The sequence below is a fragment of the Candidatus Nitronauta litoralis genome, from assembly GCA_015698285.1.
GTDB classification, from domain to species: Bacteria; Nitrospinota; Nitrospinia; order Nitrospinales; family Nitrospinaceae; genus Nitronauta; species Nitronauta litoralis.
Genome location: CP048685.1, coordinates 2,585,523 through 2,601,056, shown reverse-complemented (window position 1 = coordinate 2,601,056; position 15,534 = coordinate 2,585,523). Strand labels below are relative to the sequence as shown.

Below are 15,534 nucleotides of genomic sequence, written 5' to 3'. Positions count from 1 at the left end.
AAGAATAATAAATCGGGGCGTGGCGCAGCCTGGCTAGCGCACCTGCTTTGGGAGCAGGGGGTCGGAGGTTCAAATCCTCTCGCCCCGACCAAATAAAAGAAGGACTTGGTGGAAATCCACCAGGTCCTTTTTTGTTTTGGCTAACGCTATGGCTAGCATTTACCCATAAAAACGATCCTGCCTAAATAGCATCAACTCTTACCGCTTTGATTGGAATTAAATTAATCGCGCCCGAAGCCCCTGATTTGTAATCAGTAGGTAAACGGTTTAATTTCACTCATCAGCTCCAATAAAGCAACACCTTGAGAATTCGCTTCTAAATTATTACCTTCAGGCTAACTCTAAGGCCAACAAGTAAAACACTTAGAATATCAGGAAGATTATTCACTAATTTTTTAAATATTTCTCCAGTTTGGTAATTTATATTTTTTAGCACGGATATAAATTTAAAGTTATTAACCAAATAACAAGCAAGTTTTTTCAATAAATTCATTCTCTTCAAGAAATTGAAACAGGGAATAAATAATACAATATATGCGAACCTTGCAAATTCAAAAAGTGGGTCAAGGTTTGCCGAAAATGGCTGTGAATTATTTTCAAATGTTGGTGAATTTCCAGTTGGGTCAGTTAGGCCTGAATGGTTAAACCATCTTGCAATGAATTGCGATAGGCTTTGATGGCAGGAATGAGCCCCGCTATTATGCCGCCCAAAAGGATTCCGCCCAGATACATCCATTCGGTGGAAGATAGGGATTGAATCGGGAGGTAAAGGGAAAAGTTGGATTCCAGAATAGGTCGAACAATAAACAGACCCAGGTAGAGAAAAATGGTACCCAAAAGGATACCCATAAGGACGATCAGGGTCGATTCAAACATCAGGAGCGAAACGACTTTACCGATTCCTGAACCCAGTGCACGGAAAATGGCTATTTCCCTGCGACGTTCGTTTAGAGATGTGTAAAGAGAGATAATCACACTGATCAGTCCAACAACTAAAACACATAGACTGATCAGAAAAAGTATATTTTCCACATAAGAAAGGGTCCTCCACAACTCATGCAGGGCCACACCTGGAATCACTGCCATCAAAGGGTCCTTTGGGAATGAATCAATTTTCCTTTGTAACTTAAGCGTCTGGATACGATTTTTTGTCTTTAAAAGAAAACTGGTGATCTGCCTAATTTGTATGTTTGCTTTTTTCAGCTTTTCCGGAGAAATGTCGTTTCCTTTGCGCGGGACGCCCTCTTCCCAGCCAAAATGAAGGGCCTCCATTCCTTCGAGAGTAATAAAAACACTGCGGTCGATGGGTGTGCCCGTGGGTTTCAAGACACCCACGACTCTAAAGGGCGTGTTTGAATGCTCCATGATCGATCTTTTGGAAATGCCATGCGACAAAACGATCGAATCGGAAGTTTTGTGTTGGTATTTTTGCGCCACTTCAAAGCCCAGAACCACATCAAAAATACCCTTGGGAATTTGGCCTTCCAAAATCTCAATTTTTTTATCCCCACGATAGCGATAGTATTTGAATAAATTCTCATCGGTCCCCACTACCCTGTATCCACGGTAGGCGTCGCCCAGGGAGATAGGAATCGTCCAGTCCACTTCAGGTAGATTCTTGATCTTGGTATATGAGGAGTAGCGGATGTTGTTCGTGGGCGCACCGATACGAAAAATCGTATACAGTACCAGTTGAAGCGGGCCCCCTTTACTTCCCACAATCAGGTCGGTTTGACTGATGGTATTGGTAAACCCGTTGCGGGCTCCGTTTTTCATCCGCTCGACTCCTAATAGCAAAGCGACACTCAATGCGATTGAAACCACACAAAGCAGTGAAGTCATTTTTCTGTTTTGAATGGATTTCCAGGTTAGATAAACGACCATCATCCTTATTCCTTGATCCTGTTCATTTCTGATAGAGAAACACTGCGGTCGAATTCCTCTGCCAGACGTTCATCATGACTGACAAATACCAGAGTGAAATTTTTTTCCTCCCATTCCCGCAGCATTAGTTGCAAAAACTCCCTGGTATTCTTGCCGTCCAGAGAAGATGTGGGTTCGTCTGCAATCACCAGTTGAGGATTGCCGATCAACGCACGAGCAGCGGCAACTCTTTGTTGCTGACCCACACTGAGCTGGCGAGCTTTTTTATGTAAGACATCATTAAGGTTCAGATGATTGGCCAGCAAGGCAGCCTCTTGCTCCAGAGGTCTCGTGATTTTGGCTTTTCTCTGGGGAGTGATAATGCATGGGAGCAAAATATTCTCCAGACAATTCAGGTACGGAATTAAATTGAAAGTTTGAAAAATATAGCCAATCTCCTTACCTCTAACTTCATCCCTCCTTCCTTTTGAGGTAGAACCAAAATCAAGGCCTAGAACTTCCAGGGTTCCCTGCTGCGGCAAAAATATCCCTGCTATCAGCCCAAGCAATGTACTTTTTCCACACCCGCTGGGACCATATACAAAAATCTTTTCCCCCATTTTCACTTCGAATGCATCCAATTCCAGAATGGGATGGGCCTCTTCGTAGTGGAAACTCAGGTTTTGTATGTTGATGGCCGGTTTCAAATTCCAGTTATCCTTTCCAGGAGTAAAATCATAAATCCAGGATCGCCTTATCCCGTGTCAGGGTTTTTGAATAAGGTGTGCCTGAATTGGGAAGCACCTGGACTTCAATCTCCTCAATATTTTGAAAATGTTTTTTTAACCATACGACCAGTTGCGAATCTTTTATCTCTTCACGACACAAAAATTTCGCATCTGCTTGGATTTCGCTGTGCACTCCCATCAATGTTTTTTGCTCAACATGGTTGGGGTACTCCTCATGACTGTGTTGCTCATTTTCGTGGTGTAAATCCTCACCATGGGCCTTACTCGTTTCTTCATGATGATGGTCGTCATCATGGTGATGTCCTCCCTCTCCCTCAAAATGCATAACCATATGAGCATTTTTAATCTCACAGGACAGGGATGGATCAATTTGAATCAGTTCCTGTGTTTTGTTTTCCCATTGTTTTTTAATCGAAGTCCAAAGGGATTTTTGTTGGTCAGTTTCTGGTCGATGTTCGAATCCCAAAAAACTTTCCGAAGGCGAATGAACTTCAACAAAAAGAGTTTTTCCATCGGCTGCCACGTTGAGCTGGACATGTCCATGCAGATGTGCGGCTAAAGAGCTCTCGGCATAAACGGGGGGCGAAAAAAATACAACCGCTAAAATTAAAAGTAAAATTATTTGCTTCATAACGGCTCATCCTTTTTAACTGTCTAGTGAATTGTGTTTCCAAAAAAGTCATTGAATGGGTCCATTCCGGAATCAGTCAAAACTTTCAGTGATCGAACATCCATGGCATAGGAAGTTGTCAATCGGTCATCCAAAAGTTTGGCTTGGAGAACTTTCAAGTGGCCTACAACTTCTACAGGATTAAAAATATCTTTCATCTTTTTTCCTTCTTGGAGTTTGACATGGACCATTTGACTGGGCGGTGGTGGAGGAACATGCATGCATGAGGGAATATAAGGGACCAGCAAAAACTCGATAATTCTTTGTTTCGAATCATAATCCAGGGGTATGATGAATCCCTTGATCATCACATCTATACTGAGCTGCTTTTGCAAATTCCAACTAGCCTGGTGAGTTTCCGGGTCCAATTGATACAGGTCACTCCAGGTCATTTCCCTCATAAAGGGGATTTCATCGATCTCCTCCGGTTCGGCTTTTTTGAAAAAAAAGTTTTTAAACTTGCTAAAAAAACCAGATTCAACCTTTTTCACATTGGGGTTATTTTTTTCTGCGGAAATTAGCACTCCCGGTTGAACGAAAATGAGAGCTGTGACAAGCCAAATAAGAAAAATATTTAGCCTGAAAAGGATCCGAGGATAATTGATCCTTGATCCTGATGGGCGGAATAAACCATTCTTAGACATAGCTATGCCCCCAAAATAGTTTCAGATTATTTTCAGAAATAACAAACCCAATCCCGTTCAATGATGGACAAAGAAAGAACGCACGGGTAGCGGTTTGCTTTCAAAAATGGATGAAATTAGTTATATGAAAAAGAAATTTACAAAAACTCGGGAGGGCTTCGATTGGCAAAGATAACAGGAGCAAATGAAATATATGGGGGTTTAAAAAATATACGAGAGAAGGATTGAATGAATGAAGAAATCGGGGAATTTGGAACTGCGGTGTCAATTTGAGAATTACTTTGTTTCCAAAGACAAGACGCACAATCACTATGGACCTCTTCAAAGTCGAAGTCGTGGTTGTGGAGAACAGATTCCAACCCCGCCAATGCGGCGAAACTCAATATCAGCAGTAGCACCAAAAATTTTTCACTGATACTTTTGTTTTTAACAATGTTATTTGTTGGCATTTTGAAGCTGGTCCTTCTCTTTTTCTCTCAAAAACGCACCCAATAAATAATGGATTCTTTGCCTAACCAATAGGGAGAATGGTGGGTTTCAATTCTTCCTGCGCTTCTTTTATTATCACTAAAGAGGATTTTAAAATATAAGAGCAGATGAGCATGCTGATCACCAGATCCGGCCAAGGGGAGCTTGCCCAGGCTACGCCTCCCGCTGCCACCAATACACTTAAGTTCGCCAAAACATCATTGCGTGCACAAATCCAGGCAGAACGCATATTGATGTCGTCATTTTTATGGCGGGTCAGCAGAAACAGGCAGGTTACATTTGCAGCAAAGGCTAAAATTCCAATGATACCCATCATTTCCACGGTAGGCATTACCGGATTATAAAACCGATAAAATGAAAGCAACATTATGGAGAAGGCCAGTGCGGCCATGAAGTATCCTTTTGCCAGGGCTGCTCGGTTTCGCCAAATCGCTTCCTGGTTCAAAACCATCAGGGATACCCCGTAGATGATCCCATCCCCCAGCATGTCCAAGGAGTCGGCAAATAAGGCGTTGGAATGCGCCAACCAGCCATAAACGGCTTCGATTACAAACATTCCGAGGTTGAGGCAAAGAACAACCCAAAGCGTGCTTTTATGCTTTTGAGCTATTTTTTCCCAAATCTCTTGGTTAGTTGAGCAGCAATCGTCCATAACTCATAACTTTGGGGTTTCTTGAAAAAGTTAAAATGGCAGTGAACATCAAGGAGAAGATGGTGTAGTGAAGTGTGCGAGCAATCGAAAAGCCTTTTGAAAATCGGTCTAAAATTGACTGAGTCGCTTTTTTCATTGCCTTTTTTCCTTGGGTGTCAACTTAATTATATTTTTGGGGAAGTCGATTATTTTTAAGTTTAGATCAAAATTGCGGGAACACAAAAAAGTTTAACCTGAACTTATAAAAAAAACAATTAGTTGGAATACCCCAATGGTCCCGCCGGAGAGGGTGTCTCCGGCGGGACCCGCTGGATTTAAAAATTGACCCGGACACCAACCTCCGCCCCGCGCCCGGCTTCGGGAGCAAAGTTCCTCAGGAACGAAGTGGAATTTCGGATGTTTTCATCCAGCAAGTTGTTGCCCTTGGCGTACACCATCACCTCCGCGCCCTGAAAATCGTCCACATGATAGTGCGTGGAAAGGTCCAGACGAACATAGTCCGGAGTGTTGGCTTCGTTCGCACCGGGATGGTCCTGAGCCTCCCCCCGTGTCAGACGAATGTTGGAGCTCCATAGCCCCAGTATATAATCCACTTGGAATCCCCAGCGCAGTGAAGGCATTTGGGGAACATCCCCCCGGTTGATCAACCGCCCACGCGTGTAATCACTGAACAGAGTCAGATCGACAATTCCGTTTCGATTGTCCATCAGCGGAAATATGAGGTTGGCCTCATAACCCACAAACCGAGCTTCGGTCTGTTGATACAGCACGACCGGGTTTCCATCCATATCGACGGTACCGGTCCTTCCCACAAAAATATAATCGTCCACCGAGTTGTGGAACACATCAAGCTCGACCACCGCCCAGTCCGAGAAAAACCGGTACCCCACATCCACATTGTTTGAAGTTTCCAGCCCCAAACCGGGGTTGCCCTGCTCAAAGGCGCGGAGGGGTTCATGAAAACCCTCAAAAAACAACTCCTGTACCTGCGGCGCCCGCTGGGAACGGGTGTAGGCGACATTCACCCGGTGGTTTTCGTTGATTGACCAGATGCCTGAAGCCGAAGCGCTGACGGGCGTGAAGCTCCTAAATGGGCGGTCGAAACCGGCCGGGTCCAGCGAGACGTTCTCCACCCGAACTCCGGCTTCAACTTCCACCGGCCCGACAGTCGCCGATTCAGTGGCAAACACGCCATAACTGTTGGTCCGAGTGGGGAGAACAATAAATTCTCCGCTTTCCAATTCCATAGCAGCGAATTTGCTGTTGATGCTCTGGAACCCAATGACGCCGTCAATTCCCAAGATGGGCTTGTGCGGAATTTCGATTCGGCCTTCAAACGTGTCATTACGAAACAACCCTTCCTCGCCTTCCAGGTGTTCGTAATCAGTGAAGCTCAATCGGGCCCGGATCGAATCCAGGATGCCCAGGGGGTTGTTCCATTGACTCTTGAAATCGAATTTATTTTGCTCCAGGCGGATTTGGGCCAGCTCACCATCATCCGTTCCTTCCGGAGGGATTCCGTAGGTATCTTTCAGCAGGTTTCCCGAAATCCCGATAAAACCGGCGTCTCCCACCAGAGAAAATCCGGCTGAACCGCCCCTGGCATCCCCCTCAGTGTTGCGGATGAAACCGGTGGTATTCTGAGTCACCGCCAGGTCGGGTTCGCTGACCTGGGCCCGGGCCACGTCGATCGCCTGTCCGCCGATATCCGTGTTTCCCCGGTCCCGGTAAAACCCATCAAAGTGGTAAGCGAAGTGGTCCTTGCTACCTTCAATTTTTAAGGTCGTTGAATGCTCATTTGCAACGGAATTAAACTTTTGCTCCAAGGTGCCACCCACCAGTTTGTCGGAGGGGCGTTCCGGAATGCGGTTGTCGATGACGTTAACCACGCCGCCGATCGCGCCGCTCCCATACTGCAGGGTGGCCGGTCCGCGCAGGACTTCGATCTGTTCGGCAAGCAGGGGAACCACAGTCGAAGCGTGGTCCGGACTGGCTTGAGCGGCGTCATTGGCGCCCAGACCATTGCTTAATACGCGAACCCGCGGGCCGCTCTGCCCACGAATCACCGGAACCCCCACTCCCGGGCCGAAGGACTGACCATGGACGCCACGTTCCAGTTTCAAGGTTTCGCCTATCGTGCCTCCTCGTTTTACCTGTAATTCTTCGTCGTGCAATATGGTTACCGGCTTGGCCGACCCGGAAATTTTCTTCTGTGCGGGATCAGTCACGATAATCTGGTCAAGATGAATTTCATGCCGTTTTTTAGGGCTTTCGGGTTCTTTTAGCCTATCCACTGCCATTACCGGGGCAGTGGAAAAAAAGGCAACAACAAACAGCGCAATTAGACATTTGTATCGATACATGGCTCACTCCGTTGACACCCCTCTCCTCCATAAACCGGGACTCCAAACAAATCAGACAGCCCCAGCCCTGAAAACAAAGAGGTAATTTATAATTGGGAAAAGGTTTTATAATCAACGGAAGACCGGTGGGGCACGGCTAAAATAAATCAGAGAAACGTAGGCAACCCAAGAGATAAACGCTTCTGCTATCCAGGAAATGGCTGGAACCAAATAGGGAAGCTCTGGAGAGGGGGCCTCCAGACTGAGGCCGGTGTGCTGAAGGTGGCACTGAGAGCAGTCTAATTCTATATGGGAGGGATCCAGGTCATGCTCGTGAAGCGGAGCCCCGAACAACGCCACCAACCCAAAACAGACCGTCAAGAGCAGGACAGGCCAGAAGGGTTGAGAGGAATTGTTATTTTTCAAGTTAATAAAAGTCACCAGGCACACCTAGATTTTTCCTCTTTCGAAAACAGGTAATACAAGCACAACGATGGTCCAGCACAATCAATGCGGCGTCAGTACCGCGTCACCACTAAATTTCACTACTATGCATTAAAGTAATTTTTTTTCGATCTGCTTTGCCCCAATTTGAAACATTCTCTTTTTTAGCTTTTTTTGAAGGATGTTTCTGTCATACGGCTTCATTTCCTTCCACTTTCGACATTCTGGCCGAGTGCGCCCACAACCCAGACACCATCCCTTAGGCCCTGAGAATTCACAGACATCAATACAAGGACTTTTTTGCCGTTTCACTTATTTTGCCCTCACCTTTACTCTTTCTCCATTTTATTGGCTTGGAATCAAAGCCCCCTCAATATCTGTTCGACGCTAGGTCCCAGCTGTCGAAGATTGTTAAATTCCTCAAAAAGTCGTTGTTCCAATTTTTTTAAATTGAGCGGCAGTGTTCGCTGACAAATGTTGTAGCCCTTACCGACCGTCTGATACCCCTTCCAACTCTTTATGCGATCTCCCTCTAGCTCCAGGAATTTTTCAATAAATTCAGATTGAGAGGGACAATCTTTTTCTGCATGCATACAAACTGGAAACGCTTTTTGTTTGATCTGAGGCGTTTCGATATAAGTTTCAAAATGAATTCCGCCTTGATTATGATTGTGCCAATTCACTTTATAGAGTTGCAGGTAAGTCCCACGGTTAAATATTTCCCAGCCGTCATCAAACCAACTTGATTGTTTGAGTTTTTTTTCGAGGTTAAGGAAAATACTTTTTAGATCTTTCATATAGCCAAGTCCTTTTATTTGTCTTGGGTTGAGATTCTATTTTTATTTTATTTACCTCATACAATTCAATCCCAAATTTTTTTATCCGAGCTTGTTGGCTAATACTTTTCTAGTCACCGGTAAAATCCGAGACCATATAACCTTTTGCAAGACCGCATGGAATAGTTCTCTTGAAACAGCCACCTCAGCAATTTGAAAAGAAATACTACCGGTATGCCGGATAACCTTCGCGCCCATCTTGATCAGTTTCTCCTACAGTGTGGTCAAGGTCCAGTGTTTGACCTTACCCTTGATATGATTTCCATGGCCACTTTTACACTCTTAAAATCAGCCTTGAAATAAAAGCATTGCCAATGCTCCAAATCCAAAGAAAATTATGTTCAGCGTTTTGTTACCTTTTCTTTTGTTGCCTATCAACATCAGATCAAAAAAGGCTAAGTAAATAAAAGTTCCGGCAGAAACGGCAATGGCGACACCCAACCAATATTTATCGATCAAATTAAAAACACCAAAAGAAAGCAAAACTCCAAGGGGTGTGGTTAGTGCGAATAAAAATATGACCGAAACAATGGTTTTTTTATCGTACTCCCCTCCTTTTATAAAAAGAGCGCCTAATAACATTGCGGCGGGAAACTTATGAAAAATAATCGCCGCGACGACAGCAAACCCAAAATTCATCAAGGTTGCAGCGCCCATTGCAAAGCCTTCGACAAAAGCGTGAAAGGAAAGGCCCAGCAATGCGGTCAGCCCCATTTTTTGAAAAGCCAATTCTTGAGTCGTGTAGTCTTTTCGTCCCAGCGCTTTTTCTATCCCGTAAATTGAAAAGAATCCGATTATGATCGGTAAAACCATTTGAAACCCTAAAATAGGGGTCGCGTCGGGAATCATGTGAAATAAAACGGCTCCAATAAAAATTCCAGCAGAGAAATTGATAATGTATTCGAATTTACTGGGAGCCCATGATTTAAAGGTGGAGAGACAACCTCCCAACATAGTTACAAAAATAGTAAATCCCAGTAATGGATAAGGTATAGTAATTTCCATTTTTACTCGTTCCTTATAAGAAAAATATCCTAGAATCTCAAACAGTAGTGTATGGACTAGGTGTTTATCTCATCAGCTTAATATTTTTGATCGATGACCACCGCATTATGAGCATGCAAGCTTTCCTGATGCTCCACTTTGAACCAGTAATCCAGGGCCCAATCGGATTGCTCCAGCATGCATTTAATTTTTCGCGCTGCATCTTCACAGAACATCAGATTGTCAGCATTTAATCGGGCAAATTCCTGTTCGTCGCTGCGCTTGACCATAGTTTGCACAGGTGTACCGATTGTCTCTTCGATCTGTGCAATGAGAGACGGCAGTGAAGGCCAATGATTGTCGCCTAGTGATAGATTTAAATATGCGAATGAACGCTGACCATGCGGGGTGGCTACCGTCGTCGCGTGCGCCCATGAAATTAGTTCCTGTTTTTGAATGCGCTGTCCTAAAAATTGATTGTCTATGGCGTTGGCAAACAACTGATTCGCAAGTGAGGCCGAGCAAGGACAGGTGCTTGAATAGGGAACGGTTATTTTTAAGCCGTAGTGGCATCTGCCATTTAACTGTTGACCCCTTATCTCGATGGGGTAGGTTTGAAAACCGGTTTCGTTGCTGAGCAAAGATTCCTTGGGAAGCAGTAAGTCAAAGGTCAGATCAATCTTTGAGCTTTGGCTGATCCCTTCTTGAGAGAAGACCAAATTTTTCAGGAGTAAATCGAGCCCCTCTTTGTCGCAAGTTTGGGTGGAAAGTTGATTGAGATGGGCATGAAGGCGAGACATATGGATGCCTTTGGCGGTAGTGTCATCAAGACTGACGTACACATTGGCCTTAGCCGACACTTTCTGTTGCTGCCTGTCACCTTCATTAAAAAGGATGGGAACGGCAATATCTTCCATTCCCACCCACTGCAATGAGTAACTTTCTGGTGCATGTTGGGTATTGGTAATATCGGGTAGTAATCTGGAAAACTGCATTTAAATCACGCCTGAATAAAAAGTTGAAAGAAAATGATTTTGCCCTCGATAATTATCGATTAAAGGCAAGCGGCAAGGCTAAAGGCTTGCCAGATACGTTTTCGCCACAGCTAAAAACCTGCTGACCATTAACCCAAGTGCCTTTAATTCGCGAAGAAAACACCTGCCCATCAAAAGGAGTCCAGCCACAGCGGTATAAACTATTTTTATGAGTGACGGTGGTGGAAGTTTTGCTGTCTATGAGGACTAAATCTGCGTAGTAACCTTCCCGCACAAACCCTCGCTCAGATATGGCGTATCGAAGCGCTGGGTTGTGTGCAGTTTTTTCTACAACCTGAGCTAATCTGAGGCGCCTATCCTTCACATGTTCTAACAAACTCAATAGCGCATGTTGGACCAGTGGAAGCCCTGCAGGAGCCCGATCGTAGCTAACTTGTTTTTCTAACAAGGTATGAGGGGCATGGTCGGTGGCAATTATGTCAATTTGGTTGGTGCGCAAGGCTTGAATTAATGCATCGCGGTCACTCGGTCTTTTTATCGATGGATTACACTTTATTAAATTACCTAAACGCTTGTAGTCCTTGTCGGTAAACCACAAATGGTGGACACAGGCTTCTGCAGTAATTCGCTTTTTCTCTACGGATAGAGACTCAAATAAGCCAAGTTCTTTTTCCGTTGTAATATGTAGTACATGCAATTGGGATTGATATTTTTTAGCCAAACTTACAGCATAAGATGAAGAAGCATAACAAGCGTTGGTATCGCGAAGTATTGGGTGATCTTCAATAGTTAAAGTTGGTTTCGAGTTAAGAAGCGTTTCTCGGTTTTTACTAATGGTTGGGCCGCTCTCACAGTGAGTAACAATGAGTACGGGGGATTCGCGAAAAATGGCCTCAAGCGCGTGAGGTGTCTCAACCAATAAATCACCGGTCGATGCCCCCATAAACACTTTTACACCGCAGTGCCTCTTGGGGTCGAGTCGCTTTATTTGCTCAAGATTGTCTTCGGTTGCCCCTAAATAAAATGCATAGTTGGCATATGATCGCTCAGCAGCAATGGCGTATTTTTGCTCGAGCGCCTCAATTGTTGTCGTGGGTGGAATAACATTGGGCATTTCCATATAGCTGGTGATCCCACCTGCCACCGCTGCTCGGGATTCACTTGCGATGGTGCCTTTATGGGTTAACCCCGGCTCACGAAAATGTACCTGATCATCGATCATTCCTGGCAGCAGATAGCAACCGTTAGCTTCAATTATTTGGTCTGATTGCTTTCCTTTGATATCGGTTTCAATTTTTTCGATTTTGTGATCGGAAATTCGCAAATCGGTTTCTTTGATTTGACCTTCATTCACCACGCGGGCATGTTTGATGAGCGTTGCTCCCATATTCAGGCGTGATCTCCTTTTACAACAACCTGTTGATTGTCGGCCTCTACGTTTAAATAAAAACAGGATGGCCTGCCGGTATGGCAGGGGGCACCTTGCTGTTCTACCTGGCAGAGGATTGCATCACCATCACAATCAAATGACATGGAGACCACCCGTTGCACGTGGCCGCTGGTTTCACCTTTTACCCACAGTTGTTGGCGGCTCCGCGACCAGTAAGTCATGCGTTTGTTTACAATTGTTTTATGGAGCGCTTCTTTATTCATCCAGGCAAACATAAGCATGGTTTTAGTATTTGCGTCCTGAGTGATTACGGGGATTAAGCCCTGGTCATTGAAGGCTAGCTGGTCGATGACTTCCAGCAACGCCAGTGAGCTGTTGTTCTTATGTTGCTCGAGAGCGATAAAATAGTCCCGTTTCATATTAAGCCTTGGTTTTTATGGTTTGGGCAGACACAGTCACTATCTTTTTGTGATCGACAAAGGCGATAATTGAACCAGTGCCCAACCGCAACGAAACAGGTCCCTAGAAACGTAAGTAATTTTTCTCCTGCCTCACCGATATGCTCTTCTCCCAAAACTAACGCCATAACAAGTAGCGTTAATCCCATGAAACCCAGGATGAGCAACCGATATCGCTTGTGTTGTTTACACCCCAAAGTTAAGGCATAAACACTGCTGGGGATTACGGCCACGACCATCCAGAGATGGAAAGCCTCGTTATCCAGTTGTAAAGCCACCAAACTGGGCAGCAATGCCAATAGAGTTGTTAGAGCCAGGCAATGGATGGCACACATCAGCGATAAGCCTATGGCCAATTTATCTGTTACCTCTTGTGCTGTTTTCATTGAATACTTTCCCTGTTTTGTTAAGTCGCTTGTGCCAGGTAATCATCACACAAGCAATGTGACTTGCCCTCCGAAACCTGGTCCAGATGTTGCGCTAGGGCTCGGGCCTTAAACCCTGGCATGTCGTGATGTAAAATCCTCAGTCATTGGCTGGGCCAAGTTTCGAATGCTTTCGCCTTTGATGACGAATCCCCTGTTCGGCGAGTTTCAGTCGAAGATGCAGACGATCAAAAGCTCTTTCCCAGTTCGGGCGCTGCGGTGCATTCTGTGGAAGTGTTGATAGTGCGTATTCAACAGCGGCTCCAACAGCACGCGCATCCTCGAGATTCAATCTTGGCATCATTCACTCCCTACTGACACCAGTTGCTGTTGTCGGCGATCGGGCACACCCCGTTCGAGTGTGTTCAAGAACCTTTCGTCCGCCTGCACCCAGGGTTCCTTGCGATACCTTTGGTAAAGGTCCAGCATGGGCTTGATGACCTCCAACCGGGGGACATTCCCTCTATAAGGACGGTTCAACACCACCGAAAAGTATCCATCGCGGCGCCATGGGTTCCCGGATGGACCGGAGGTCAAGAACCAAATGGTGTAGTTAAGGCCTCCCCCTTGGCAGGATACCGGCTCGGCGGAGAACAGCACACGGTGGACCGATCCCAGAGCGAGGTGGCAGTGGTGATCCTGCAGCCCGCCGATCTGCCAGGAAACATGGCCTTGTTCCACATATCGGTGAACTCCGTCGATCTTCTCGGTCTGAAATTCCACAAGCGTACGCTCCCTGTAGATAACGAGACTGGACTCTTTCAGGTCCAGAGCTTCGCTTAGCAGCGGTAAGCATGGCGGATCCATCGTTTCAACAGTCGAACCGTGATTATGGTTTGGTGCCAGAGCCTTAATTACACCGTCCCAACCTGTGTCAATTTGGTCCGTCGCCTCTTGCATCTGACTTAGCAAGGCCGCACCTTGAGGACTTTTTCGGACTTCAGAGTCGACAGACAGTTCGACTAAACCCGGAGCCTGTTTGGCGTGCAAGCGCAATCGCTCGATGAAACGATGAACCACTGCTTCATCAAGCTGGTCTTCCCGGTAAGGGCAGTCCGGCATCAGCGAAAGCACCCAGCGATCAGTGGGCGCGCCGCCTGGTCCGACAATCAAAAAGCGGACCTCAAGCGCCGGCTTGAAGGCCAGGCAAACGCTGGGGGCGATGGCATAGCAGACCCTGTGCACACGCCCTAAATCGATATGAAGGTGATGGGGGCCGTCGTCCAATAGGATTTCGCGGACACCCGCAAAACACCCTTGATAGCGGGCCGGGAGTAGTTGGGCGCGCCCCGCTGGAATAATCTCGCTGACGGCTCCATCGGCCCAGCAGCCGCAGGCAATCGTCGTTTGCGCGTCTTGAATCCAGTCATTGATTACCCCATGAAAAAATGCGATGACCGCCATGAATTTCGAGTCGGCTTCGCCTACTGGGTCGGGGGCTGGACCTCCCCGGGTAACTGACACCTTTTGCATACGTTACAACTCCTTAAGACTGACTGAAGCACCCGCCTTTTCGGTGAGATCAAAAGAAAAAATTGATACTGTTCCCTCTGTTCCGCCTACAGCCATGCCTTGCCCATCTGGAGACCAGGCGATTTTTGAAATTGGATAACCAAGGGAGATACTTTCAACAGGAGCTTTTGATATTTTTAGATTCCAAATATGAACCTCTCCTCTTTCATCTCCGGAGGCTAACAATCCTCCCTTCTTTTGGAAAACCAGAGATTTTATTGCACCTGCATGCTGTTTAAGTAAAATAGGGGCCCTGCACCCTGGACCAACCAAACTTTCTTTAGAAATCAAATCCACCAAAGGGAACAATTCTTCGTTGTCAGATTTTTTTCTGCCACAATCCCAGATCACCAGGTTTTCTCTATCATTAGTCGCTAAATAACTGCCGTCGGAACTCCAGGACATTTTAGAGACTTTGGAGTTGTAACCGAACAAGGGATGATGCATGCCAGTTTCAACTTCCCAAAAATGAACTGCTTCTTCGTCTCCCATGGCAATATGCTTTCCATTTGGCTGCCAGGCTATTTTTACTGGGAAGCCATGCCATTCAAGTAATTGAGTTGTTTCCAAATGCCCATATCCTCTTATCGTGATTCCCCCTTTGGCGGTAGACGCAATAAAACGACCATCTGGAGACCATTCAATGTCCGAGATAGAACTTTTAGGATTGAGCCAAAACTGTTCGTGTTTTCCCGAATAACTCCATATGCTTAAATTTTTTCCTGATGAAGAAGCTAAATAATATCCAAGGGAACTCCAGCTTAAACAGTCAATCCACCCTCCCAAATCCTGACTCCATGCTTCGCTCATTAACGATATATCCCATAAAGTCAATTTTCCATCATGCCCTGCACTTGCCAATAAGGCTTCGTAAGGATGCCATTGCATGGAATTAATGCCATGCTTATGTCGACCAAGCTCGATCCAATGGCCATCAGATTTCATGTTTCTTAAAGCAACTTGACCACTGCCAGTAACAGCGGCTAAATAATCTCCGCTTAGAGACCAGTCAAGATCAATAATGTATTCGTCTAATACATCCTGTTGAATCAGGTCTTGTTTAATTTTCATACTTTTGAAC

General features: G+C 45.7%; 16 protein-coding genes and 1 tRNA gene. 1 reads left to right on the top strand and 16 read right to left on the bottom strand.

Translation table 11 applies throughout. From position 1 onward, the window contains the following. Positions 1–13 precede the first annotated feature (13 nt). Positions 14–91: transfer RNA gene (locus tag G3M70_11840), tRNA-Pro, on the top strand. 536 nt (positions 92–627) lie between these two features. Here the strand turns inward: G3M70_11840 and G3M70_11835 are convergent. The 16 genes from G3M70_11835 to G3M70_11760 all read right to left on the bottom strand — a co-directional run bounded on the left by G3M70_11835 (position 628) and on the right by G3M70_11760 (position 15,524). Beyond that, on the bottom strand, positions 628–1,887 hold the full coding sequence (locus tag G3M70_11835; protein QPJ62522.1) for an FtsX-like permease family protein: 1,260 nt from the start codon (positions 1,885–1,887) through the stop codon (positions 628–630). Between the two features lie 2 nt (positions 1,888–1,889). Continuing rightward, entirely contained in the window at positions 1,890–2,483 is a 594-nt protein-coding gene (locus tag G3M70_11830) for an ABC transporter ATP-binding protein (GenBank protein ID QPJ63799.1), read from the bottom strand. Between the two features lie 115 nt (positions 2,484–2,598). Next, a complete protein-coding gene (locus G3M70_11825; protein QPJ62521.1) occupies positions 2,599–3,243 on the bottom strand; it encodes a DUF2796 domain-containing protein in 645 nt (214 codons plus the stop codon). 23 nt (positions 3,244–3,266) lie between these two features. After that, the gene (locus tag G3M70_11820) at positions 3,267–3,674 is read right to left on the bottom strand and encodes a DUF3299 domain-containing protein (GenBank protein QPJ62520.1); all 408 of its coding nucleotides are present in this window, start codon (positions 3,672–3,674) and stop codon (positions 3,267–3,269) included. Positions 3,675–4,437: 763 nt separating this feature from the next. Then, complete coding sequence (locus G3M70_11815) at positions 4,438–4,971, bottom strand: cation transporter (GenBank protein QPJ62519.1); 534 nt, start codon at positions 4,969–4,971, stop codon at positions 4,438–4,440. 410 nt (positions 4,972–5,381) lie between these two features. Continuing rightward, positions 5,382–7,430 carry a TonB-dependent receptor gene (locus G3M70_11810; GenBank protein QPJ62518.1) on the bottom strand — a complete coding sequence of 683 codons (2,049 nt, stop codon included), beginning with the start codon at positions 7,428–7,430 and terminating at the stop codon, positions 5,382–5,384. A 534-nt stretch (positions 7,431–7,964) separates the two neighbouring features. Beyond that, on the bottom strand, positions 7,965–8,165 hold the full coding sequence (locus tag G3M70_11805) for a DUF1289 domain-containing protein (protein ID QPJ62517.1): 201 nt from the start codon (positions 8,163–8,165) through the stop codon (positions 7,965–7,967). 47 nt (positions 8,166–8,212) lie between these two features. Next, a complete protein-coding gene (locus G3M70_11800) occupies positions 8,213–8,650 on the bottom strand; it encodes a hypothetical protein (GenBank protein ID QPJ62516.1) in 438 nt (145 codons plus the stop codon). A gap of 327 nt (positions 8,651–8,977) precedes the next feature. Continuing rightward, positions 8,978–9,418 carry a ZIP family metal transporter gene (locus tag G3M70_11795; GenBank protein QPJ62515.1) on the bottom strand — a complete coding sequence of 147 codons (441 nt, stop codon included), beginning with the start codon at positions 9,416–9,418 and terminating at the stop codon, positions 8,978–8,980. Between the two features lie 353 nt (positions 9,419–9,771). Further along, positions 9,772–10,668 (bottom strand): GTP cyclohydrolase I FolE2, encoded by an 897-nt coding sequence (locus G3M70_11790; protein QPJ62514.1) that lies wholly within the window; start codon positions 10,666–10,668, stop codon positions 9,772–9,774. A 52-nt stretch (positions 10,669–10,720) separates the two neighbouring features. Beyond that, positions 10,721–12,055, bottom strand: coding sequence for a dihydroorotase (locus G3M70_11785; GenBank protein ID QPJ62513.1), 1,335 nt, complete (start codon positions 12,053–12,055; stop codon positions 10,721–10,723). A gap of 2 nt (positions 12,056–12,057) precedes the next feature. Continuing rightward, complete coding sequence (gene hisI, locus G3M70_11780) at positions 12,058–12,477, bottom strand: phosphoribosyl-AMP cyclohydrolase (GenBank protein QPJ62512.1); 420 nt, start codon at positions 12,475–12,477, stop codon at positions 12,058–12,060. Continuing rightward, complete coding sequence (locus G3M70_11775; GenBank protein QPJ62511.1) at positions 12,474–12,902, bottom strand: MerC domain-containing protein; 429 nt, start codon at positions 12,900–12,902, stop codon at positions 12,474–12,476. Before G3M70_11775 ends, hisI begins: the two co-directional genes overlap by 4 nt. A gap of 139 nt (positions 12,903–13,041) precedes the next feature. Further along, positions 13,042–13,245 (bottom strand): hypothetical protein, encoded by a 204-nt coding sequence (locus G3M70_11770; GenBank protein QPJ62510.1) that lies wholly within the window; start codon positions 13,243–13,245, stop codon positions 13,042–13,044. Next, positions 13,242–14,414, bottom strand: a complete 1,173-nt coding sequence (locus G3M70_11765) for a hypothetical protein (GenBank protein ID QPJ62509.1) — start codon at positions 14,412–14,414, stop codon at positions 13,242–13,244. Before G3M70_11765 ends, G3M70_11770 begins: the two co-directional genes overlap by 4 nt. A gap of 3 nt (positions 14,415–14,417) precedes the next feature. Further along, entirely contained in the window at positions 14,418–15,524 is a 1,107-nt protein-coding gene (locus G3M70_11760; protein QPJ62508.1) for a WD40 repeat domain-containing protein, read from the bottom strand. Between the last annotated feature and the right edge of the window lie 10 nt (positions 15,525–15,534).

Excerpts from the sequence above, each read along its gene's own strand:
- hisI (QPJ62512.1), bottom strand. The coding sequence starts at position 12,477 with ATGAAACGGGACTATTTTATCGCTCTCGAGCAACATAAGAACAACAGC.
- G3M70_11835 (QPJ62522.1), bottom strand. The coding sequence starts at position 1,887 with ATGATGGTCGTTTATCTAACCTGGAAATCCATTCAAAACAGAAAAATG.
- G3M70_11800 (QPJ62516.1), bottom strand. The coding sequence starts at position 8,650 with ATGAAAGATCTAAAAAGTATTTTCCTTAACCTCGAAAAAAAACTCAAA.
- G3M70_11775 (QPJ62511.1), bottom strand. The coding sequence starts at position 12,902 with ATGAAAACAGCACAAGAGGTAACAGATAAATTGGCCATAGGCTTATCG.
- G3M70_11770 (QPJ62510.1), bottom strand. The coding sequence starts at position 13,245 with ATGATGCCAAGATTGAATCTCGAGGATGCGCGTGCTGTTGGAGCCGCT.
- G3M70_11790 (QPJ62514.1), bottom strand. The coding sequence starts at position 10,668 with ATGCAGTTTTCCAGATTACTACCCGATATTACCAATACCCAACATGCA.
- G3M70_11760 (QPJ62508.1), bottom strand. The coding sequence starts at position 15,524 with ATGAAAATTAAACAAGACCTGATTCAACAGGATGTATTAGACGAATAC.
- G3M70_11820 (QPJ62520.1), bottom strand. The coding sequence starts at position 3,674 with ATGACCTGGAGTGACCTGTATCAATTGGACCCGGAAACTCACCAGGCT.
- G3M70_11815 (QPJ62519.1), bottom strand. The coding sequence starts at position 4,971 with ATGTTTGTAATCGAAGCCGTTTATGGCTGGTTGGCGCATTCCAACGCC.
- G3M70_11830 (QPJ63799.1), bottom strand. The coding sequence starts at position 2,483 with ATGGGGGAAAAGATTTTTGTATATGGTCCCAGCGGGTGTGGAAAAAGT.
- G3M70_11825 (QPJ62521.1), bottom strand. The coding sequence starts at position 3,243 with ATGAAGCAAATAATTTTACTTTTAATTTTAGCGGTTGTATTTTTTTCG.
- G3M70_11810 (QPJ62518.1), bottom strand. The coding sequence starts at position 7,430 with ATGTATCGATACAAATGTCTAATTGCGCTGTTTGTTGTTGCCTTTTTT.
- G3M70_11785 (QPJ62513.1), bottom strand. The coding sequence starts at position 12,055 with ATGGGAGCAACGCTCATCAAACATGCCCGCGTGGTGAATGAAGGTCAA.
- G3M70_11765 (QPJ62509.1), bottom strand. The coding sequence starts at position 14,414 with ATGCAAAAGGTGTCAGTTACCCGGGGAGGTCCAGCCCCCGACCCAGTA.